This is a genomic window from Candidatus Paracaedibacter symbiosus (genome assembly GCF_000757605.1).
GTDB lineage: Bacteria > Pseudomonadota > Alphaproteobacteria > Paracaedibacterales > Paracaedibacteraceae > Paracaedibacter_A > Paracaedibacter_A symbiosus.
In genome coordinates this window covers 591,734-612,651 of record NZ_JQAK01000001.1, presented here as the reverse complement: position 1 = coordinate 612,651, position 20,918 = coordinate 591,734, and the positions used below count along the sequence as shown (strand labels likewise).

19 protein-coding genes and 1 pseudogene are annotated in these 20,918 nt (G+C 43.3%); 10 read left to right on the top strand and 10 right to left on the bottom strand.

Annotation, left to right across the window (positions count from 1 at the left end; all coding sequences use genetic code 11):
• The coding region (gene apaG, locus IG80_RS0102895; protein ID WP_084756074.1) for a Co2+/Mg2+ efflux protein ApaG at positions 1–321 on the bottom strand (321 nt) is incomplete at its 3' end.
• A gap of 104 nt (positions 322–425) precedes the next feature.
• Between apaG and IG80_RS0102890 the strand changes: the two genes are divergently transcribed.
• The 5 genes and pseudogenes from IG80_RS0102890 to IG80_RS0102870 all read left to right on the top strand — a co-directional run bounded on the left by IG80_RS0102890 (position 426) and on the right by IG80_RS0102870 (position 4,518).
• On the top strand, positions 426–1,097 hold the full coding sequence (locus IG80_RS0102890) for a tetratricopeptide repeat protein (protein ID WP_032112502.1): 672 nt from the start codon (positions 426–428) through the stop codon (positions 1,095–1,097).
• Between the two features lie 987 nt (positions 1,098–2,084).
• Positions 2,085–2,399, top strand: a complete 315-nt coding sequence (locus IG80_RS0102885) for a hypothetical protein (protein ID WP_032112501.1) — start codon at positions 2,085–2,087, stop codon at positions 2,397–2,399.
• A 198-nt stretch (positions 2,400–2,597) separates the two neighbouring features.
• Positions 2,598–3,035, top strand: a complete 438-nt coding sequence (locus IG80_RS0102880; protein ID WP_052045928.1) for a VOC family protein — start codon at positions 2,598–2,600, stop codon at positions 3,033–3,035.
• A gap of 129 nt (positions 3,036–3,164) precedes the next feature.
• Positions 3,165–3,890 (top strand): annotated as a pseudogene (locus tag IG80_RS0102875) (metallophosphoesterase); the annotation flags it as partial.
• A gap of 64 nt (positions 3,891–3,954) precedes the next feature.
• Positions 3,955–4,518, top strand: a complete 564-nt coding sequence (locus tag IG80_RS0102870; RefSeq protein WP_052045926.1) for a GNAT family N-acetyltransferase — start codon at positions 3,955–3,957, stop codon at positions 4,516–4,518.
• A gap of 150 nt (positions 4,519–4,668) precedes the next feature.
• On the opposite strand, the gene IG80_RS0102865 is transcribed toward IG80_RS0102870, so the two are convergent.
• The 6 genes from IG80_RS0102865 to IG80_RS0102840 form a co-directional block, all read right to left on the bottom strand.
• Positions 4,669–5,421 carry an aminoglycoside phosphotransferase family protein gene (locus tag IG80_RS0102865; protein WP_156962008.1) on the bottom strand — a complete coding sequence of 251 codons (753 nt, stop codon included), beginning with the start codon at positions 5,419–5,421 and terminating at the stop codon, positions 4,669–4,671.
• A 132-nt stretch (positions 5,422–5,553) separates the two neighbouring features.
• Entirely contained in the window at positions 5,554–6,246 is a 693-nt protein-coding gene (locus IG80_RS0102860) for an ABC transporter ATP-binding protein (protein WP_075553143.1), read from the bottom strand.
• The gene (locus IG80_RS0102855) at positions 6,234–7,094 is read right to left on the bottom strand and encodes an ABC transporter permease (RefSeq protein WP_032112499.1); all 861 of its coding nucleotides are present in this window, start codon (positions 7,092–7,094) and stop codon (positions 6,234–6,236) included. Before IG80_RS0102855 ends, IG80_RS0102860 begins: the two co-directional genes overlap by 13 nt.
• Positions 7,091–8,143, bottom strand: a complete 1,053-nt coding sequence (locus tag IG80_RS0102850; protein WP_052045922.1) for an ABC transporter substrate-binding protein — start codon at positions 8,141–8,143, stop codon at positions 7,091–7,093. The genes IG80_RS0102855 and IG80_RS0102850 overlap by 4 nt, the downstream gene beginning before the upstream one ends.
• The gene (locus tag IG80_RS0102845; protein ID WP_032112498.1) at positions 8,130–8,438 is read right to left on the bottom strand and encodes a YerC/YecD family TrpR-related protein; all 309 of its coding nucleotides are present in this window, start codon (positions 8,436–8,438) and stop codon (positions 8,130–8,132) included. The genes IG80_RS0102850 and IG80_RS0102845 overlap by 14 nt, the downstream gene beginning before the upstream one ends.
• A gap of 233 nt (positions 8,439–8,671) precedes the next feature.
• A complete protein-coding gene (locus IG80_RS0102840) occupies positions 8,672–9,466 on the bottom strand; it encodes an SDR family NAD(P)-dependent oxidoreductase (RefSeq protein ID WP_032112497.1) in 795 nt (264 codons plus the stop codon).
• A gap of 98 nt (positions 9,467–9,564) precedes the next feature.
• On the opposite strand from IG80_RS0102840, the gene metG reads away from it, so the two are divergent.
• From metG to IG80_RS0102815, 5 genes are all read left to right on the top strand, one after another.
• Positions 9,565–11,268, top strand: coding sequence for a methionine--tRNA ligase (metG, locus tag IG80_RS0102835; RefSeq protein ID WP_320408877.1), 1,704 nt, complete (start codon positions 9,565–9,567; stop codon positions 11,266–11,268).
• Positions 11,269–11,394: 126 nt separating this feature from the next.
• Positions 11,395–11,778 carry a succinate dehydrogenase, cytochrome b556 subunit gene (sdhC, locus tag IG80_RS0102830; protein ID WP_032112496.1) on the top strand — a complete coding sequence of 128 codons (384 nt, stop codon included), beginning with the start codon at positions 11,395–11,397 and terminating at the stop codon, positions 11,776–11,778.
• The gene (gene sdhD, locus IG80_RS0102825) at positions 11,775–12,170 is read left to right on the top strand and encodes a succinate dehydrogenase, hydrophobic membrane anchor protein (RefSeq protein WP_032112495.1); all 396 of its coding nucleotides are present in this window, start codon (positions 11,775–11,777) and stop codon (positions 12,168–12,170) included. Before sdhC ends, sdhD begins: the two co-directional genes overlap by 4 nt.
• Complete coding sequence (gene sdhA / locus IG80_RS0102820; RefSeq protein ID WP_032112494.1) at positions 12,170–13,954, top strand: succinate dehydrogenase flavoprotein subunit; 1,785 nt, start codon at positions 12,170–12,172, stop codon at positions 13,952–13,954. The genes sdhD and sdhA overlap by 1 nt, the downstream gene beginning before the upstream one ends.
• 15 nt (positions 13,955–13,969) lie before the next feature.
• Complete coding sequence (locus tag IG80_RS0102815) at positions 13,970–14,749, top strand: succinate dehydrogenase iron-sulfur subunit (protein WP_032112493.1); 780 nt, start codon at positions 13,970–13,972, stop codon at positions 14,747–14,749.
• Between the two features lie 13 nt (positions 14,750–14,762).
• On the opposite strand, the gene IG80_RS0102810 is transcribed toward IG80_RS0102815, so the two are convergent.
• The 3 genes from IG80_RS0102810 to IG80_RS0102800 form a co-directional block, all read right to left on the bottom strand.
• Positions 14,763–17,813, bottom strand: a complete 3,051-nt coding sequence (locus tag IG80_RS0102810; RefSeq protein ID WP_032112492.1) for an efflux RND transporter permease subunit — start codon at positions 17,811–17,813, stop codon at positions 14,763–14,765.
• Positions 17,814–17,818: 5 nt separating this feature from the next.
• Entirely contained in the window at positions 17,819–18,871 is a 1,053-nt protein-coding gene (locus IG80_RS0102805) for an efflux RND transporter periplasmic adaptor subunit (protein ID WP_052045920.1), read from the bottom strand.
• 212 nt (positions 18,872–19,083) lie between these two features.
• The gene (locus IG80_RS0102800; protein ID WP_052045919.1) at positions 19,084–20,715 is read right to left on the bottom strand and encodes an ABC-F family ATP-binding cassette domain-containing protein; all 1,632 of its coding nucleotides are present in this window, start codon (positions 20,713–20,715) and stop codon (positions 19,084–19,086) included.
• Positions 20,716–20,918 lie beyond the last annotated feature (203 nt).

Here is a 20,918-nt window from a genome sequence, read left to right as displayed (position 1 = left end):
ATGGGTTTTTTCCATCTCATACTGACCCATCATAATTCCTGACGGTGTGGACAGCGGAGTGCCGCTTGTATACTCAAAAGCCGCTCCTGGTTTAATCGTTGGATGTTCACCAACCACGCCACCACCACGGATTTCCTGACGCCTGCCATACGCATCGGTGATCGTCCAATGGCGTGAACGCAACTGGATTGTCTCCGTCCCTAAATTTTCAATGTGGACATGGTAAGCCCAAAGATAGTGATTTTCTTCAGGCGACGATTGATTTTCCAAATAAATGGGAAAAACTGTCACTTTAACAAAATTTGTTGTTTGAGTGTAAATGGGATCCAAAGTCATTTAAAATCTATATAATTTAATTTCTACATTAGTTATAGTACAGTATGATGAAATAAAAAATCACTAAAAACGTTCACCCTGGGGGTTTTATGGCCGAAAAATTTGATGAATTCATGGAAGAAGTCGAAAGCGATATTCGTCATGAAAAATATATGAATCTTTGGAATCGTTATGGTAAAGCCCTTACCGGCTTTATTATTATGGGACTTGCTTGCCTTGTCGGATATAATTTGTGGAACCAATACGACTATAACAAACGCAGCAAAGCTTCGGATGTTTTGATTAGTGCTCAAGACTATGCGGCACAAGATCGCCATGGTGAGGCACTTAGCGTTTTAAAAAGTTTGGCGACAAGCACGGTTGCTCCTTATGATATTCTTGCTAAAGTTAATGAGGCAGGTATTTTGAGTTTAGGGGATGCACGCCAGAAACAAGAGGCTCTGAAACTTTATCAAGATATTCTTAATACTAAAAATATTGATTCGGTTTGGCATGATTTGGCCACCTATCAAAAAGTGGTGATCCAAAGCGAGCAATCTGAAGTGAACTTTGAAACTTTGCTGAAAGAGTTGGATGCGATTGATCAAGAACACTCTTCCCTTGCACCTCTCGTCTTGGAATTAAAAGGGGCTCTTTTATTTCAAAAAGGTGATAAAGCTCAAGCAGGTGAAATTTTTGTAAAGCTCGCTCAAAGCAAGACTGCACCAGAAGGAGTTGTCATGCGCAGCCAGTTGATGGCTCAAATTATTAGTGCTAACTAACAGACCTTTTTTGAAGTCGAGAGTTTTGTTTCTCTGACTAGCAAAATTTTGACGAGCATGGGGAGTTTATAAAAGTAAATGAAGCTTACGAGTTAAAATCTAGCGACGTCTGGGCGCAAAAGGCGACTGTTTCAAAAGAGGTCTAACGATAAAGCTCTGCCATTTTTAGTAGTAGAGCTGCCTCTTTTTCAGTTCGATCTATTCATTTATAATAGCAAGCCGCTATAACTATCTGGGTTTGTCCTTTAAAGGAAGGATAATAGAAAAACTCTCTCGCATTAAGAAAAAATAAGATTATTAAAAAGGTGTTTAAAAATTAAATCTTTATTATAATTGTAATATAATTCAAATTGAGCGAAACAGTTTTAATTGGATGAGAGTGATATCATTTCATTAAATTATTCATCCTCACATCATTTTATTTTACTTAAAAAATCTTGGTATGTAGTTGAGGGCATTGGATTACTTCTCTCATGATTCCACTATTTTTATCTGCTATTTCCTTGCTGAGTACCCTCCATACCAGAGACAGATAATATAGCTAAGACTGCCATTGTCCAATAATAGCCCCATCAAGACAGCTTTCAATCTATCCAAAATAAATATGAGATTTATCAAGTCTCCCCGGGGTCATCTTTAAGATTTCAGATTGTTAGTGACCTCAACAACTTTTTCCATACAGATAGATTGCAGGAAAAAGACCAAGAGGCAGCAAATTGTTAAAATATTTAAGGGGAAACTTATAATATTTTTGAGCTTCTCCGCAAGGAGGAACTAACTTTTAAGAAAGCTTAATTGGCGGCGAACTTCTTTTAAAAGGGGCGTTATGAGAAGATATGTTTTAACGTTGCCCATCAGCAAATCAAGCTTATATTCTTAAAATGTCGGTAAGTGGAGATTATTGCATAGCGAAAGTGGCCGCACCTCATAGACATAAAACTATTGGTAATAAAAATAAAGGGTTTTTCGCCCTTTGAGGAGTAAGAGATGGCTATATCAGAAATTCCTAGCAAGATAATTGAACGCGCAGAAGCTCTTACAGAGATGAAATTGCATGTAGCAACTGAACTTACTAAAATCATTTATTTGCCTTCTAAAGAAAGAGTAACCGAGAAAGAAGTTCTAGCCACCTATTATAATCTTTATAATAGTATTAAAGAACTAGCTCCCCCTCCTTTAGAAAAAATAAGTTCTAAAAAAACGCGTGCTTACTTAATAATAGGAGGAGTTATTCTTTTATTAATATCTCTTGGTCTGTATGTTTTTCCATTGGCTAAAATTATAGGAAATTATCTTCGTTGACTTCTATCATTAGTATTTCTTATCGCGAGAGATCGAGCCGCTTTTACAGAAAGAATAAAGGGAACAACCTTCTGCCAATGTGGCGATGCTCTCAAAAGGGACGGCTTATACTATTGCCTGTCTTCAAGGGCTGACTATAAATATAAAGGTAATCTTATCACCTGCCAGGAATAGGTTTTACCCAAAAGGAGGGAAGAAATGCTGGATCATGTATCTCTGTTTGTAGACGACTTCCAAAAAGGATTAGAGTTTTATGATAGCCTTTTAGAACCTTTAAATATTAAAAGATTTATGACCTTTAAGAGTACGGCTGGATATGGAACAGAACATAGCAAGTTCTTCTGGATAACAGCTGTCGGTGCTTTACCTTCCCTCTCCGAAAGAAGAAAGTTAGGTCTTCATATAGCTTTCCATGCTCCTGAGCGGTTAGCAATAGATAGATGGTATGAGAATGCTCTAAAATTAGGAGCTATGGATAATGGCAAGCCTGGGATTAGAGAAGAATATCACCCTAATTATTATGCTGCCTATATTGTTGATATTCATGGTTGGCCGTTAGAAGCTGTGTGTCATCACCCCTTGGAAAATGAGGGTAGTATGGCATATTTGAAAGAGTTTAGTAAATTAATTACCTAAAGAGGTGATTTTGATGCAATTTTAAGTTCTCTTATGGAAAGAAATAATTAGCAATTGATTCAAAAATTTTAAAGCAATAGAGAGATTTTGAGTACCATGGATAATATCCAGACCCAGTTATCAACAATTGATAAAAGTGATGAGTATGGCCCTTTTGACATTATTGGAGATGTGCATGGGTGCTTTGACGAGTTGGTTACCTTGTTAGTGAAGCTGGGTTATACCTTTGAAAAAGGCAATAAAATTCAAGTCTCGCATCCAAAGGGAAGACGGCTGATTTTTGTGGGAGATTTAGTGGACCGTGGCCCCAATTCTCCCGATGTATTGCGACTTGTTATGGAGGCTGTTTGGAGTGGAATAGCGTTTTGTGTTTGTGGTAATCATGATGATAAGCTTAAGCGTAAACTCATAGGGCGGGATGTAAAAGTTTTACATGGATTGAAAGAAACTCTCGACCAATTGGCCAAGGAAGATGAATCTTTTAATTCTTCAGTAGTTGATTTTCTAAATCAGTTAGTTCCCCACTATGTATTTGATAAGGGAAGATTAGCTGTGGCGCACGCTGGGCTCAAAGAAGATCACATAGGTAAAGATTCACCCCGCATTCGGGCCTTTTGCCTCTATGGTCAAACGACAGGAGAAGTGGATGAGTTTGGGCTGCCGGTTCGTTCACCTTGGGCAGAAGACTATCAAGGAGAGACACTAGTTGTTTATGGGCATACGGTTGTTCCAGAAGCAACGTGGATGAATAACACCATTAATATCGATACGGGTTGTGTTTTCGGGGGAAAATTAACAGCCTTTCGATACCCTGAGCTAGAGCTTGTCAGTGTCGACGCTATTCAAATCTATTACCCAGAGAAAACTGCACTATAAAATCTCAACTGGCCAACTAAAATCACCAAAAAAGAGATTTAGGATGATCCAAGAGCCAATTTTACTCGATCTGCCCCTTTCTATTACGGCCAAGCGTCTAGTGATTCGCCCTGTGCAGCCCGGAGATGGCGCCAAAATGTTTGAGGCAATAGAGGAATCACGTCAACTCTTTGAGAAGTGGTTTGAATGGACTCACTACGTCAAAACTCCCAAAGATTTGGAAAAAACTGCACGGGAGTTTTATGCTAAGTTTATTTTAAGAGACGAGTTTCACTTTATAAGTTTTTATGAAGAGAAGCTTGTTTGTAGTGCCAGTTTTCATAAGCTTGATTGGAAAACAGGTTCTGCGGAAATCGGGTATTGGTGTAAAAAATCGGCACATGGCCAAGGTTTTGTCATTGAGATGGTGAATGCTTTAGTGGAGTATGCTTTTCAAGAAATGGGGTTGAAGCGTCTGTCTATTGTGATGGATGAGGAAAACTATGCCAGCATTCGCGTGGCTGAGGCAGCCGGATTTACCCTTGAAATCAAAGCAAAGGGGCTGTGTGCTAAACCCGGTGTTGAGACATTACGTCTAGGGCGTCGCTATATTCGTTTGGCGGAATGAGTAATGGTGAATGAAAAGTCATCAGTTTGTTCCAACCCATCAGAATTATGGCAGAGACTGATGAAGGAGGGCTGGGATTTTATCAAAAATGTGGTTTCGCTTGCTATTCTTTGAAAGGAAATTATGGTATTCGTCATCGTTGTGTAAAAATTAATCTTCCTCAATAATTTCTAAATACGCCAGGAATGGCTGAGGTGAGAGACCATCAGCAATCTTCCAGCACGCAGATAAAACCGCCTGGACATAGTTCCATTGCGCCAGACGTTGCGGATTAAGTGAAAGCTCAGTCGCAAAGCCTTGAATTCGTCTTGCAATAATATCTTTCGCATCCCCATGCTGCATTAAGTCAGGAATTGGATTGCGTAAATACGCCCCCACCTCATACGCCGACTCCCCAATCACACCTTTCGGGTCGAGAGCAACATACCTCTGATTGTGAGCTAAGATATTATCATGATGCAGATCCCCGTGAAGCAGGACAGGAGGACCTTGAGTTGCCAGTAACTGGTATTTGAGATGACGTGCTTTTTCTAAGTAGTTAGCCGGCAATTCCCACTCCTTGTCCAGCTCGTGGAGCCATTGGACAAGGGAAGGAAACTGCCGGGTAGAGAAAGGGGCTTTGTGTAATTGTTGCATTACTTGCACCGTTGCCTGGATTGCCAGATGATCTTCTTTAGGAAAAAAGGATTTTAGAGAATGCCCAGGATTGGCGCATTCCAACAGCAAAGCGCCCCGCCTCAAATCACTTTTCAGTAATTTCACGCATCCCTGACCAGCAAAGCTTTGAAGGCAAACGGCTTCCTTTTCGATGGCCGATTGATCAATTCCGATTTTAAGAATAATAGGCTGGTCACCTTGTAATCCAGACATCACATAATTATTGGTAAGATTGGGAAATGCCACTAGATGTTTAAGTTGCCATTGGGAGGCGCAAGCTGAGACCAGGGTAGGAAGAGCTCTCAGCCAGTCTTTGCCGTGTGCCCCAAAAATCGTGATTATGTTGGTCTCAAAAGGAGAAATGGTTTGGCTCCTTCCTCAAATTGCTACCACTTGACCATCTACTAAGCGTAGGGTGCGATCGCTATAGTGGGTCATGTGCGCGGTGTTATGGGTAATCATCAAGGTGGTGCGCTGTTCTTCAGCAACAATGCGAGTGGTTAATTCCATCATCACCTTAGCCATTGTTGGATCAAGAGCAGCAGTGATTTCATCGAGCAACAACACTTTTGACTCACTCATCAATGCCATGATTAAGCTTAAAGCTTGACGTTGGCCGCCGGATAAATTACCGGTGAGCTCATTTAAACGTTTTTCCAAGCCCATGCCAAGCATTGCTAATTTCTCGATGAAGATTTCACGCCGCGCATTATTTTTGTGGCGAGCAAAACGACGGGATTGGCCTCGCTTATAGGCAAAGCTTAAATTTTCCTCGATGGTCATGTTGCTAATCGTGGCGATGCGTGGGTCTTGTAAGACTTTTGCTATGGCGGGACTGCGTTCTTCTACCGACCATTTAGTGATGTCTGTATTGTCCAAAGTAATGCTGCCAGAGTCAACAGCAAGGGCACCTGAAATCGCATTAAACAACGTTGATTTACCAGCGCCGTTGCCGCCAATTAAAATCACAAATTCGCCGCGCCTAATGGTCAAATTGAGGTCTGTTAAAATTTGGCGTTCCAGTATAGTGCCGTGCCCCATGGTGACACTGATATCTTTTAGGCAGAGCATGTGCTTTTTCCTTTTAGCTGTGGCAATACCATAATGGCGAGGATAGCCAGGCCAGTGATTAAGTTTAAGTCAGACGTTTCCAATCCCAACCATTCACTGTGAAGGGCTAAAGCAATCAGCAGACGGTAGACAATTGATCCTAAAAAGCAGGCGAATACATTTAACCAAAGCGAGCGGAATGGCAGCAATTTTTCTCCAATCATCACGGCAGCCAAGCCAATAATAACGGTGCCAATCCCCAAAGATACATCACTAAAGCTTTGGTGTTGGCAATAAAGACCACCCCCCAACCCAATCAACGCATTGCTTAAGGTAAGGCCAGCGACGGTAAAACTCGCGAGGCGAACCCCCATCACCTTAGCGAGTTGTTGGTTTTGACCAATACTGCGTAATGCTAACCCAAAATCCGTTGCCAACAAATAGCTTAGCAGGCTCCCTATTCCCAGGCTAATAGCGATCAACAGCATGAGGGCATTTGATCCCACGAACAAGGTCCCCTCGTTCATCAACGTAATATTGGGAATACCGCCCATTATCTTGAGATTAAGGGAATAGAGCATAAAGGCAACCAGAATGCCGGATAACAAGTTCGTCACTTTGAACTTAACATATAAAATACCAGTAGCAAGACCGGCAAGACCCCCAGCACTTGCGGCTAATAGCAAGGAAGTGAGAGGAGAGAGGCTCGCCTTCAACGCTACCGCAGCGGTGGCAGCCCCACAAGTAAAGCTGCCATCACAGGTGAGATCGGGAAAATCAATAATCCTGAAAGTAAGGAAAATGCCCACGGCAACAACGCCGTAAATCAGGCCGATTTCTAGACTGGTGAGGAATTCAGCGCCGCTCATGAGTTTGCTCCCCCGATCACTTTGGTGGCTAATTTAGTGAGCTCTTCAGGAATTATAATACCAATTCTGGCAGCAGCGTCCACGTTGAGGTAAAGATCGGTTTTGTGGGGAAGTTCAATCTGTTCTACGGCTATATCACCGCCATTAAGGAGGCGCGCGATCATATAACCAGTTTGCAATCCTATCTCGTATTGATTTGGCCCAAGAGCCGCGACCGCTCCCAGGGCAACGGCATCTGTATCGCTCACATACACTGGGATTTTGGCGCGAGTTGCAGCTTTGATGACGCTTTGAAGGCTGCTAAGAGCTGTGCTATCATTGCTGATGAAGATTGCCTGCGAATTTTGGGCAAGCTTCGTTGCATTTTGGGCTACATCGGCGGTTTTGTTAACGGCCTGACAAATGAGAATCAAGTCTAATTGAGGGCAAAGTTCTTCCAGTTTTTCTTTTAAGATAACGGAGTTTGCCTCTCCAGGGTTATAGAGAAAACCAAGCTTTTTCAGCGATGGTTGCAGTTTTTTAAACAACTCAAGCTGAGGCAGTAGATCAATATAGTTGGAAACGCCAGAAGTATTATTGTTGGGTGCCGTAATGGTTTGGACAAGACCAGATTTTAGTGGGTCTGTGATGGAACTAAAAACTAATTTTACCTTTTTAGAAGCTGCATGTTTAGCAAAGCTTTGCGCAGTGACCGTCCCCACACCCACAACTACAGCAGGATTTTGATTACTATATTTGGCAGCAATCTGTTGAGCGAGAGCTGGATTTCCTTGGGCTGATTCGATTCGCAAGTCCAAATTTTTGCCTTGTTTATACCCTTTTATTTCTAAGGCAGCGACGATTCCATTGGTGGTAGCATCTAGGGCAGGGTGATCCGCAATTTTACTGATATACACTTTGTGAGGAGGTTGAATAGTGGCAGATTGCGCTGAAGTGGCAATAAATATTAGACCCTGTATAAATACCTTCTGCAAATTCATTTTTTTTGTAGAAGTTAGACGCACAGATCCAACGACGTTCATAATTGAGATTAATTTAGCTAGTTCCATTTTTCTTATTTATCCTATTTAAGACAAGGCGGTACCCTTGATAGGGCTCTTCCTTTAAAAAGCGCGCCACACGACCAATGGTAGTGAGACTTGCCCCTGTCAGGCGGTGAATGTCGCGGTAGGATAAGTTTCCAGCCTCAAGGTACTGGCAAACTCGCCACCGTTCCTTCAAGGCTATTATTTCTTGGGGGGTACAAAGATCTTTTAAGAAGCGATGTACTTCATCTTCTGTCTCCAGCAGAAATAACGCCTCGGCCAATTCAATTGGCTTTATGTGATGATGATCGTCTTCCATGCAGTTTCTTTGTCTTGTTGTAGTACTGTGATAGTACAATAGTTCAAATAAACCATTTGTGTCAATAAAAGAAATTGACAAACTTAAACACTAAGAAGCTGTTGAGTGTTTAAATCTGTCCTATCAATTTGTGGTTATTGTGTTTATCCGCCCCTTATAGCTTATGCTCTTTTTGGGCGGGGGACATTGCCCCACTTGCGAAAATGAAATATCTTCCCCTATCTCGCCCTTGTTTAAAACACCGAATTCACTAAACCTCCTTCAACACGAAGTGCTGCTCCATTGGTGGCTGCGGCTAAGGGACTTGCAATATAGGTTACGAGATTGGCAACCTCATCCACACTGATAAAACGGTTAATCAAAGAGTTCGGACGGACATTTTTAAAGAATTCAGTCTCAATTTGAGCGACTGTTTTATTTTGTTGAATGGCAATATTGGCAAGGAATTGTTCAACGCCTTCAGACCGAGTGGGGCCGGGGAGGATGCTATTCACCGTGACATTGGTGCCAGTGGTGAGTTGAGCAAGTCCCCGTGAAATAGCAAGTTGGGCTGTTTTTGACATGCCGTAATGGATCATTTCACCAGGAATGGCGATAGCTGATTCACTCGAAATAAAAATGAGGCGTCCCCAATTTTGAGCCAGCATTTTGGGGAGATAATAACGGCTCAAACGGACGCCACTCATGACATTAACGTTAAACATTTTTAGCCAATCGTCATCAGTGATATCGCCAAATTCTTTGGGTTCATAGTAACCAAGATTGTTGACGAGAATATCAATGTTTTGCACTTGAGACTCAACTTTTCTAACTTCCTCTGCCTGACTGAGGTCGGCGACAAAAGGAAAGAGAATAGCCCGAGGGCAATGCTGTCGTATTTGGTGAATGGCAGTGGTCACACGCTCATGGGTGCGGCCATTGACATAAACAGAGGCTCCTTCAGTGGCAAGACTTTTGGCGATAGCAAGGCCAATTCCCGCTGTTGATCCTGTCACAAGAGCTGTTTTATCAGTTAAGTGCAAATCCATCTTTTAAGACTCCTTTTAAAAACTACCTCACTATAATATAAGTTTGTTGCCCTAATTTTCTCTTAAAGTTATGGTGGGTGTAAGTTTTTAAAAAAGATATGAAAGAACAAATGACACGTTATTTAATCACCAGTGCGCTTCCCTATATTAATGGCATTAAACATTTGGGGAACTTGATTGGATCAATTTTGCCAGCTGATGTGTATGCCAAGTTTTTGCGTCAAGATGGTAAAGATGTATTATATATCTGCGGAACAGATGAACACGGAACGCCAGCTGAAATTGCGGCAGCAGAGGCGGGTAAACCGATTGAGCAATATTGCTGCGAAATGTTTGAGGTGCAAAAGGGAATCTACGAGCGTTTTGGGATTCAATTTGATTATTTTGGTCGGAGTTCTGCTCCTTCAAATCATCAATTAACGAGGGATATTTTCTCGCATTTAGAGAAAAATGGTTTTGCTGAGGAAAAGGAAATTCGTCAATATTATTCTTTTGATGATAAGCGTTTCTTGCCTGATCGCTATGTGGAGGGAACCTGCCCCCATTGTGGCTATCAAAAGGCAAGAGGCGATCAGTGTGATGGCTGCGGCACTTTATTAGATCCCGAAGATCTGCTTGATCCTTACTCAAGCATTAGCGGCAGCAAAAATATCGAGCTGACAGCAACCAAACATATCTTTTTAGATTTAAGTAAGCTTGAAGATCAATTGAAAGACTGGGTGTCGGATCAACTCCAATGGCCTGATGTGGTGAAGGGCATTGCCAAGAAATGGCTGAATGAAGGCTTGCAACCGCGTTGTATTACGCGCGACTTGAAGTGGGGGGTTCCTGTTCCTAAAGAAGGGTATGAGGAAAAGGTATTTTACGTTTGGTTTGATGCCCCCAATGGTTATATTAGTATGACTCAAGATTGGGCAGCGACAACAGATAAGCCAGATCAGTGGAAAGAGTGGTGGATGGCCAATCAGGACGTGCAATACACTGAGTTTATGGCCAAAGATAATGTGCCGTTTCATGCGATTTTCTGGCCAGCCGTCTTATTTGCCGCGGATATGGGATTCAAACAAGTTAATTATATCAAAGGCTTCCACTGGTTAACTTATGATAAAGGTAAGTTTTCTACCAGTCAAAAGCGTGGTATTTTTACCGATGTGGCGCTGGATTTGTACCCCGCTGATTATTGGCGCTATTATTTGTTGGCTAACTGTCCGGAAACATCAGATTCTGATTTTTCTTTTAGCCTATTTGCTTCGGTCGTTAATAAGGATTTGGCTGATATTCTCGGAAATTTTGCCAACCGTACTTTGTCACTTTTCCAAAAATATTATCAAGGTTTAGTGCCCCTGCAATTGCAGCCAGAGCAAGTGGATCAAGCTTTGTTGCAAAATGTAGAGGCACATGTCAGCGAATTGGGAGAGCATCTGAAACAGATGAAATTCCGTCAAGCGGCGCAAACTTTACGATCCCTTTGGGTGTTGGGAAATGAATACATCACGACCAAAGAACCATGGACGGTGACGAAGACAGATCCGACGAGCGCGATGATTAGCCTCATCCATTGCTTGCATTTGCTGCGGGTTTTTGCGGTTACTAGCTATCCCTTTATTCCAGAAGCAGCAGCAAAGATTCTCACATTACTTAATGACCCAGCAGCAGATCAGTTAGCCCAAACACCCTTCGCCGCAAGTGTTAATTTTAGCTATTTTGCCAAAGATCACCAATTGCAGGCACCGTTCCGATTGTTTGACAAGATCGAGGAAGCCCGCGCCCAAGAGCTAACAGAGCAATACTCAGGAAAGTAGGGTGAGGGTCCGACAACAAGCAACACTCTTTATGCGTTGAGCTCGAAATCTCTCTCGATGGTTGTTGACCTTTTGGGGGGGACGTTATAAACTAATTAAAGTTATTCATTAATTTTAATTAGTTTAATGTCATCACAGCCAAACCTTCGTCCTCTTTCGCCGCATTTACAAGTCTATAAACCACAAATTACCTCAGTTCTGTCAATTACCCATCGGGTGACGGGGATAGGTCTGTCTCTGGGCATCTTCTTCTTTCTTTATTGGCTAGGGGCTATTGCCATGGGAGCTGACTCTTTTGCTGAAGCAATTATCTTCTTCAAAAGCTGGTTCGGTCAACTTGTATTAGGGCTGTGTCTTTTAGGATTTTATTATCATTTTGCTAATGGAATTCGCCACTTGGCTTGGGATTTAGGATATGGCTTTTCACTCCGCGCGGTACACGTAACAGGATGGACAGTTGTGATTGCTGCTGTGTTGCTGACCTTACTAACATGGATGAGTATTAAATGACACAAAGAGATTTTCAAACGCCATTGGCGAAGGTAAAAGGTCTAGGCTCAGCTCACGATGGTGTTAACCATTGGGTTTACCAAAGAATCTCTGCAGTTGCCCTTATTGTTTTGGGGCTGTGGCTAGTGTGCAGCCTTTCTTATCATGGTGACGATTCTTATGCTGATGTGGTTACTTGGCTGGCCAATCCTTGGACAGCATCTGGGATGTTTTTATTTATCTCAGCTGTAACCTTCCATGCAGTTTTGGGGATTCAGGTGATTATCGAAGATTATGTTCATGCGGCTTTTTGGCGCTATGCAAGCTTGTTAATCCTGAAATTTTTGATGATTTCCATTCCTGTATTATCTCTCTTTTTCTTGATTAAAATTGCATTCTTAGGTAGCAAGTGATGGCAGACTCTTATAAAATTATCGATCATAAATTTGATGTCGTTGTTGTTGGTGCTGGCGGGGCTGGCTTGCGGGCAACCTTAGGTATGTCAGCTGCAGGGTTAAAGACGGCCTGTGTGACAAAGGTTTTCCCAACGCGTAGCCACACTGTTGCTGCGCAAGGAGGGATTGGTGCTGCCCTTAATAACATGAGTGATGGCGATGACTGGCGGTATCATTTTTACGATACTATCAAGGGCTCTGATTGGTTGGGTGATCAAGATGCCATCGAATATATGTGCCGCAATGCGATTCCAGCGGTGGTAGAGTTGGAACATTTTGGCGTTCCTTTTTCACGTACACCGGAAGGAAAAATTTATCAACGTCCTTTCGGTGGGCATACAGTTCGCAAAGGTGAGGCAATGGCTAAGCGTGCTTGTGCCGCGGCTGATCGCACTGGACATGCGATTCTTCATACGCTTTATCAACAATGTTTAAAGCACGAAGCAGAATTTTTTGTTGAGTATTTTGCCCTGGATTTAATGATGGATTCAGAGGGCCGTTGCCGTGGTGTTATTGCTTGGAACCTGGAAGAGGGGACAATTCATCGTTTTCAAGCGCACACTGTTGTGTTGGCAACAGGTGGATATGGCCGAGCGTATTTTTCCTGTACTTCCGCCCATACCTGTACTGGTGATGGCAATGCAATGGTGTTGCGTGCTAGTTTGCCGCTTCAAGATATGGAATTTATTCAGTTTCACCCCACAGGTATTTATGGTTCCGGTTGCCTGATTACTGAAGGCGCGCGTGGTGAAGGTGGTTACCTTACGAACAGTGCAGGCGAACGATTTATGGAACGTTATGCGCCAAATGCTAAGGATTTGGCCTCACGTGATGTGGTGAGTCGGGCGATGACGGTGGAAATTTTGGAAGGAAGAGGAGTAGGCCCTCATAAGGATCATATTTTCCTTCATTTAGAACATCTTGATCCCCAAGTATTGCATGAAAGATTGCCGGGCATTTCTGAGACCGCTAAAATTTTTGCTGGTGTTGATGTGACGCGTGATCCGATTCCGGTATTGCCGACAGTGCATTATAATATGGGAGGGATTCCAACCAACTATCATGCGGAAGTAATGAAAGATGGAAAGGGGACAATTGTGCCGGGCTTGATGGCGATTGGAGAAGCTGCTTGTGTTTCTGTGCACGGTGCTAATCGTTTAGGAACAAACTCGCTGTTGGATTTGATTGTTTTTGGCAGAGCTGCTGCTCTTAGAGCTAAAGAGTTAATTGAACCTAATAGGCCCCATGATACTTTGCCTGAAGGTTTAGAGGATAAAGCGCTGGAACGTTTGGATAAAATTCGCCAAGCCAACGGCGATCAAAAAGCAGGGGCCATTCGGCTGGGCATGCAACGAGCAATGCAAAAGCACTGTGCTGTCTTCCGTGACGAAAAATTGTTGAGTGAAGGAACCCGCGAGTTACAAAATATTAAGGATCAAATGGCTAAACTAGAAATAAATGACCGATCTTTAATTTGGAATACGGACCTGATGGAAGCGTTGGAACTTGATAATCTTCTGGCTCAGTCAACGGTAACATTGGCATCGGCCTTAAACCGCCAAGAAAGCCGCGGAGCCCATGCGCGGGAAGACTATCCAGAGCGCGATGATCAAAATTGGATGAAGCACACACTAAGTTGGTTGGAAAATGATCAAAATGTTAAGTTAGATGACCGTCCGGTCACTCTCCACACTCTTACGAATGAGATTGATCCCATTCCCCCAGCAAAACGTGTTTACTAAAGGAATTGTTCGCAAATGGCTGAATTTAGATTGCCCGCAAAATCCCGTGTCTTGGATGGTAAACATTACCCTGCTGCTAAAGATGCAAAGAACGTCAAACAATTCCAAGTTTATCGCTGGGATGCCACCCCTGATGCAAATCCGCGTTATGATACCTATGACATCGACCTGGATCATTGCGGTCCAATGGTTTTGGATGCGCTAATTAAAATCAAAAACGAAGTGGATACAACGCTCGCCTTCCGTCGGTCTTGCCGCGAAGGAATTTGCGGCAGTTGTGCAATGAATATTGATGGCACCAATACTCTTGCCTGCACCAAACCAATCGCAGAGGTGAAAGGCACGATTAAAATCAATCCATTGCCCCATATGTCTGTTATTAAAGACTTAATTCCCGATCTCAAAATCGCTTATGCCCAATATACGTCGATTAAGCCATGGCTGCAAAACGACACTCCCGCACCAGAACGTGAACGCCTTCAAAGCGAAGAAGAACGTGCCAAACTCGACGGTTTGTGGGAATGCATTTTGTGTTTTTCCTGCACAACCAGCTGTCCAAGCTATTGGTGGAATGGCGAGAAATATTTGGGCCCAGCAACATTGCTGCAATCTTATCGTTGGATTGCTGATAGTCGGGATGATCACACAGGCGAACGACTGGATGATTTAGAAGATCCCTTCAAGCTCTATCGTTGCCACACCATCATGAATTGTACTAACACTTGCCCCAAAGGTCTCAACCCTGCCAAAGCCATTGGCGCGATCAAACAAAAAATGGTCGAACGGAAGGGGTAGAGTGAAATGTTCATTATTTCTCTTCCCATGTTGATGGTTGTTTCTCCACCAAGGACTTAATCACATAACAAAGGGTTGGGAGGAGGAAGAGAGTGAATAATGTGCCAAGGCTGAGGCCACCCAGCAATACAGCGCCAATGGCTCGGCGGGATTCAGATCCGGCATCGTTTGACAGCACAAGAGGGATGATGCCAAAGATCATCGCGCCTGAGGTCATAAGGATGGGACGTAGACGAAGCTTTGCTGCTTGCCTGACAGCGTCAATCAATGGAATTCCTTGAGTGCGCAACTGATTGGTAAACTCAACAATCAAAATGCCATGTTTGGTGATCAGGCCAACGAGGGTAATAAGACCTACTTGAACGTAAATATTCATCGATTGCTCCACTGCCCAGACAACGCCCAGGGCACCTGAACAGGCAAGAGGGACGGTAAGCAACACAACCAACGGATCAACAAAATTTTCAAACTGAATGGCTAAAATAGCAAAGATAAAAACCACAGCAAGGAGGAATAATATGGTCATGGTTGAGGTCGACTCATTATACATCTTGGCCGCCCCAATCCAGCTTTTTTTATAGGATTGGGGGAGATTTTCGGTCAGAGATTTTAACAGCTTGGGCATTGCTGATTCAATTTTAATTCCTACAGGTAAATCAACGTTTAAAGTAGTTGAGCGCATCTGGTTAAAATGTTTCAATTCTTTAGGTTGGGTGTCGGGTAGCATTGTAGCGACAGATCCGAGAGAGATGCGCTGACTGGAAGGATTGGTGACGTAAAGCTCATTCAATGTCCAAGGGTTACTACTGCCTTCTAAACTGACGGGGTACAAAATACCATCCTTGGAAAAAGTAAGGGATTGATCACCACTAAAGAATACCTCAATCGTTTTGGCAATTTGTTGTTGAGTGAGGTTGAGTTTGGACAAAGCGTTGGTGTCAAGATCAATGGTGTAACTTAAGAAGTCAAGTTTCAGGTCGTGACGAACCGAGTCAAATAGCTTGGTATCTTCAATCTTTTTGCGTGCCGTCTCAACATTTTTAAACAAATCGCGGTAAGTGTCCGTTGTTGAAACAACGATTGCAAGTTCTCCGCCACCAAAGTCATTATCAAGTCCAGGTAGTCCTGAATCCCAGCTCCATGGCCAAACATCTGTAGAAGGCGTGGCAGAGGCTTCTCTCCGAAAGGAATCGACAATTTCCGCCGCTGACCGATGGCGCTCAGCCTTTGGTTTTAAATGAAGCACAACGGAACCACCCCAATCGCCCATAAAACTCAGATAGCCAGCTGCTTCAGGTGTTGACTTGATCATAGTTTCGATAGGAATTAGTTTTTGTTCCATTGCAGTGATGTTTTTGCCGGGAATGGGTGGCACGTAGACACCAATCAGAGCGCGGTCCTCTTTAGGTGCCATTTCTCGAGGGAGAAGATTGGCCAATAAAAAAGAAGCACCAATGGCTGCTGCGGTAGCAGAGAGGACAACTTTTTGACGCTTCAGAATAAACGTTAATATGGTGCTATAGGTCTCTATTAACCGGTCAAAAAAATAATCTATCTGGGGCAAGAAATGATGTTGCTGCGGCTTCAAAATTGTCGCGCACATGAGAGGCGAGAGCGTCAAGGCAACTATTCCGGAGATCAGAACACTCCCCGCCAAAGCGACAGCAAACTCAATAAACAGCTGTCCAATCGCCCCTTCAATAAAGGCAATAGGGGCATAGACGCTGGTCAGTGTTAATGTCATCGCAACAATGGCAAACCCAATTTCACGGGCACCTTTAATGGCGGCTTCTAAGGGAGGAGTTCCTGCTTCAATGTGGCGAGAGATGTTTTCTAATACGACAATAGCGTCATCAACCACGAGTCCAACAGCAAGAACCATCGCAAGCAGCGTAATGATATTAATTGAAAAGCCAAATAGAGTGAGGAACAGCAGAGAGCCTACCAGCGAAATGGGGATCGTCACCAATGGTATGAGAGTAGCTCTGATGCTTCGCAAGAACAAAAAGACAATAGCTAACACAAAGATAATTGCTTCAATAATAGACGATTGAATGTTTTTCAAGGATGCCCGAACGAAGTCCGTTTGATCCGTGATAATATGAACTTTAAGCTCAGGCGGCAGATTTTGCTGTAGCTCTTTGATTTGGGATTGGACGAGGCTGGAAATGTCAAGCGGGTTGGCATCAGAGGTTTTATTAATCGCCAAACATAAGCCAGGCTTGCCATTAATTCTAACTCTGAATTGTTCGTCGTTGGTTGTGAGGCTGATGTTCGCCACAGATTTTAAAAAAATAGGATGCTGCTTTTTATGAACATTATTAAAGTCTTTTTCTCTAATCAAAATGTTTTCATAGTCCGTCACCGTTTTAAGGTCGGCATTTAGAGTTGCAGGTGTTTCATTTTGAAATTTCCCAACGGGGAGTGACAAACTGCTGCGACTAATAGCGTTAAAAATTTCATCAACATTCACGCCAAAACTATAAAGCCGTTTGGGATCTAACGACACCTTATAAGTATAGGGTTGGCCCCAAACTTCACAGGATGCCACACCTTTCAAACTGCGAAAGGTATTGCGTAAATTGAGATTGGCAAAGTGAGTGAGGGCACCAAAGTCCATCGCCGTTGACTCTAAGGCAATCACTATAAATGGCGGGCCATCTGATTTAGTTTTACGCTCAATGACTGGGTCTTTAACCTGTTGCGGTAGTTGACCTCGGGCCAGCCCCACTGCATCACGTACAGAAATCATTGCTTGATCCATGGAGGTGCCGATCTCAAAGTGCATTTCCACAAAGCACGATCCTTGATTGGATGAGGAGGTAATGCTATCAAGACCAGCAACTCCGGCAAGATTATCTTCTAGAATATTGGTGACAGCCGTTTCAACAAGCTCAGCACTGGCATTAGGATAAATGGCGCGGACAGTGATTGTCGGGAAGGTAATTGTGGGGTATTCGCGGACGCTCAACAAGTGAAAACATAAGGCGCCAATCAGCGCAATCATTCCATTCAGGATAACAGAGGTCACCGGATGGTTTATAAAATAGGTTGTCAAATTCATAACTTTTATTTTTCTTGATGGACTGTCACAGCGATCTCGGGATAAAGACGAGATTGGCCGGCCACGATCACTTGATCGCCCACAGCAACCCCCTCAGTTACCTCAATTTTGTCTTTTTCTCGCAACCCAAGTGTAACGGGTATAAGGGTGGCTTTGCCTCCTTTCACGAGATAAACAAAAATATTCCCGTCCTTAAAGACGATGGCGTCAAAGGGGAGAACAATAACATCTGTGTGTTGTTCAATCACCAAATCCACATCTACGGTGGCCCCAATCAAACAATCATTGCAAGGATAGGTGACGTAGGCAGGGCAGGCGCCCGTCTCTTCATCGATCATTTTTTGAACATGGGTTAAAGGGTATACTTTGCCATTGATTTGAATTGGTTGGTGATCTTTAATGGCGAGTGAGAGAGAAGCTGGAATATCAAACTCCACAATTAGACTCGCCATGTCATAGAGACTGACAATCGGATCAGCTTCTTGCACTTGCGCGCCTTCACGCGCTTTAAAGACACCAATCACGCCATCAAAAGGGGCATAGAAATAAATTTTATCAAGGGCAATTTTTGCCTCTGCCAAAGATTTTTGCGCCCCAATCAAAGCATGCTTTTTTTCTTCCACAGCTGCTTTGCTGGACGCTCCTTTCTTCTCAAGATTGAGGATGCGATTATACTGATCCTGGGCAATATTTTCGGCAGCAACTGAGAGTTCATAGGACTTTTCAATATCCGCATTATCAACTCTGGCAATCAACGTTCCTTTTTTTACCCATTGTCCAGCATTGAGAAGGGAGTCAAGTGTGCCTGTTGCTTTGGCAATAAGGGTGGTGGAGTGGTGTGCCCGCACGGTGCCAATAAATCGAGCGGTAACGGCAATATTGTGCAGCGCTGCTGTTTCAACCTCGACCACTTTTGTCTCAATTGGGAGGATGGAGACCGTGAAGGAAGCGACGATTTTATAGCCAATCAGGATAACAAAGAGGAGTGCTGCACTCACTATCACCGGGCGTGAGTGACGTGTTTTTTCCCAAATCTGTTTGACATAAGTTAGGATCATGGGGGTGCCTTCAAAAGAAAAAATAAGCTAGAGATAGGCCGCTGGATAGTAAAATTAAGCCACTATAACAGAGATTGTTAGTGACAAAAAGAGGGAAGTATTATTATTTGGAGATTTATTCTGAACATATCTCTCTTCAACTCTCCTTTTTATGGAACCTAGAATTGAGTTCTCATTGCCCCCCTCAGATCAAAGTCCGAGGGGGGGCGAAATTAATCTGCTTTTAAGACATTGGGGAAGCCAGCTGACAAAGCCTGAGATTCATAGTCTGCCAATGTCCCTTCAAACAAACCACCTCTCCCATCTGCTGTCATCGCAAAAATGTGAGTGGCTACATCATTAATAAAGGCGCGGTTGTGGCTAACAAAAAGTACTGTTCCTTCATAATCCCCCAAGGCATTAGCCAAAATATTGGCGCTCGACATATCCAAGTGATTGGTTGGCTCGTCCAGGAGGAGGAAGTTCGCATTTTGCACGATTAAACAGCATAAGCCTACCCGGTTTTTTTCGCCCCCTGATAAAATTGACAGCTTCTTGAACACGTCATCCCCTCTGAGAAGGAATCCACCAAGGAGAGAACGGGCTCGCTGTTCAGAGATTTCTGGATTAATGGCAAGCACATTTTCCAGTGCTGTTTTCTTTTCATCAAGATAATCAAGTTGTTCCTGAGCGTGATAGCCAATGCGCACATTATGCCCTAATTCAGCCTGACCCATTAAAAAGGGAATCTGATGAATGATTGACTTAAGCAGTGTTGATTTGCCAATTCCGTTGGCACCAATAATGGCAATCTTTTGCCCTCTATCAATCTTGAGGCTGAGTTTTTTGGCGAGTGGTTTGGTGTAACCAATCGCAACCTCTTTAAGATTGAGCACATGTTTACCACTGGGATTGCCATTGCTAAGTTGAATTGAAACTTCGCTTGGGTCCTGGTCAATTTGCACTGATTCTTCTAAGCTACGTAAGCGTGAGAGCATCTTTAAGCGGCTACGTACCTGAGCTGCCTTAGACTGTTTAGCGCGAAATCGATCAACGAATTTTTCAATGTCAGCATAACGATTTTGGATGTTTTTCACCTCGTTTGCATTCAACAATTGGCGTTGCTCATATTGATCGAGGAACGCATCAAAGTTTCCTTTGTAGGGCGTGAGTTTTTGGTTGAACAAATGAAGAGTAATGGTGGCTAACCGATTCAGCAAATCGCGGTCATGCGAGACAAACAGCAAGGTGCCTTTAAAGGTTTGCAAGAATTGTTCCAACCAAATCAAACTGGGTAAATCTAAGTGGTTGGTTGGCTCGTCCAAAATCAAAAAGTCAGGCTTGTTGATCAGGACTTTCGCTAGCTCCAAACGCATCCGCCATCCGCCTGATAGTTCCAACGGTGAACGATCAAAGTGGTCTTGCGTAAATCCAAGGCCAATCAATAAACCTTTTGTGTCGGAAGAGAGGCCATAACCGCCCAATTCTTGAAATTCTGCTTCCAGCTTTTCATAGGCAAAATAATGTTCATCCGTATAGTCTTGGCCCATTAATTCAAGAGCAGCATCCCGACGCCTTTCAAGATCTCTTAACGCATAAGACCCCTCAAGACATTCTTCCAAAATCGTGTCTTTAGGTGTTGGATTGGGTTCTTGGGGCAGATAGCCAAGAACCATCTTTTTCGGTTTAATCAGTTGGCCCGATTCGGCTTCATCCAAGTTGCAGATAATGTTGAGAAGAGTGGATTTGCCGGCTCCATTGGCACCAACTAAGGCAATTCTCTCCCCTTCGGGAAAGTGATAGTTGATGTTATCTAAAATAAAACGGTGACCAAATTTTTTGGTTAAATTTTGAATAAGAATCATAAGTCGCACAGCCTTTGCTTGCAAAATTTACAAATAGTCATAAGCATGTACCCAAAACACCTACAGAAATCAGTTTCTGGCTTCGCATATTGGGGGTCGCTTTTATCTTGGTACTCCTTAAAGAGAGTCTACTATTCGCGTCGCACCAAAATAAAAGTCACCTTAAATCTGCTAGCCATAATGCCGTCTCTTCGGGGGGGTTG

What these genes read in the sequence shown, in the direction of transcription:
- IG80_RS0102890 (WP_032112502.1), top strand. Translation starts at nt 426, where the DNA reads ATGGCCGAAAAATTTGATGAATTCATGGAAGAAGTCGAAAGCGATATT.
- IG80_RS0102885 (WP_032112501.1), top strand. Translation starts at nt 2,085, where the DNA reads ATGGCTATATCAGAAATTCCTAGCAAGATAATTGAACGCGCAGAAGCT.
- IG80_RS0102880 (WP_052045928.1), top strand. Translation starts at nt 2,598, where the DNA reads ATGCTGGATCATGTATCTCTGTTTGTAGACGACTTCCAAAAAGGATTA.
- IG80_RS0102870 (WP_052045926.1), top strand. Translation starts at nt 3,955, where the DNA reads ATGATCCAAGAGCCAATTTTACTCGATCTGCCCCTTTCTATTACGGCC.
- IG80_RS0102860 (WP_075553143.1), bottom strand. Translation starts at nt 6,246, where the DNA reads ATGCTCTGCCTAAAAGATATCAGTGTCACCATGGGGCACGGCACTATA.
- IG80_RS0102855 (WP_032112499.1), bottom strand. Translation starts at nt 7,094, where the DNA reads ATGAGCGGCGCTGAATTCCTCACCAGTCTAGAAATCGGCCTGATTTAC.
- IG80_RS0102850 (WP_052045922.1), bottom strand. Translation starts at nt 8,143, where the DNA reads ATGGAACTAGCTAAATTAATCTCAATTATGAACGTCGTTGGATCTGTG.
- IG80_RS0102845 (WP_032112498.1), bottom strand. Translation starts at nt 8,438, where the DNA reads ATGGAAGACGATCATCATCACATAAAGCCAATTGAATTGGCCGAGGCG.
- IG80_RS0102840 (WP_032112497.1), bottom strand. Translation starts at nt 9,466, where the DNA reads ATGGATTTGCACTTAACTGATAAAACAGCTCTTGTGACAGGATCAACA.
- metG (WP_320408877.1), top strand. Translation starts at nt 9,565, where the DNA reads ATGAAAGAACAAATGACACGTTATTTAATCACCAGTGCGCTTCCCTAT.
- sdhC (WP_032112496.1), top strand. Translation starts at nt 11,395, where the DNA reads ATGTCATCACAGCCAAACCTTCGTCCTCTTTCGCCGCATTTACAAGTC.
- sdhD (WP_032112495.1), top strand. Translation starts at nt 11,775, where the DNA reads ATGACACAAAGAGATTTTCAAACGCCATTGGCGAAGGTAAAAGGTCTA.
- sdhA (WP_032112494.1), top strand. Translation starts at nt 12,170, where the DNA reads ATGGCAGACTCTTATAAAATTATCGATCATAAATTTGATGTCGTTGTT.
- IG80_RS0102815 (WP_032112493.1), top strand. Translation starts at nt 13,970, where the DNA reads ATGGCTGAATTTAGATTGCCCGCAAAATCCCGTGTCTTGGATGGTAAA.
- IG80_RS0102810 (WP_032112492.1), bottom strand. Translation starts at nt 17,813, where the DNA reads ATGAATTTGACAACCTATTTTATAAACCATCCGGTGACCTCTGTTATC.
- IG80_RS0102805 (WP_052045920.1), bottom strand. Translation starts at nt 18,871, where the DNA reads ATGATCCTAACTTATGTCAAACAGATTTGGGAAAAAACACGTCACTCA.
- IG80_RS0102800 (WP_052045919.1), bottom strand. Translation starts at nt 20,715, where the DNA reads ATGATTCTTATTCAAAATTTAACCAAAAAATTTGGTCACCGTTTTATT.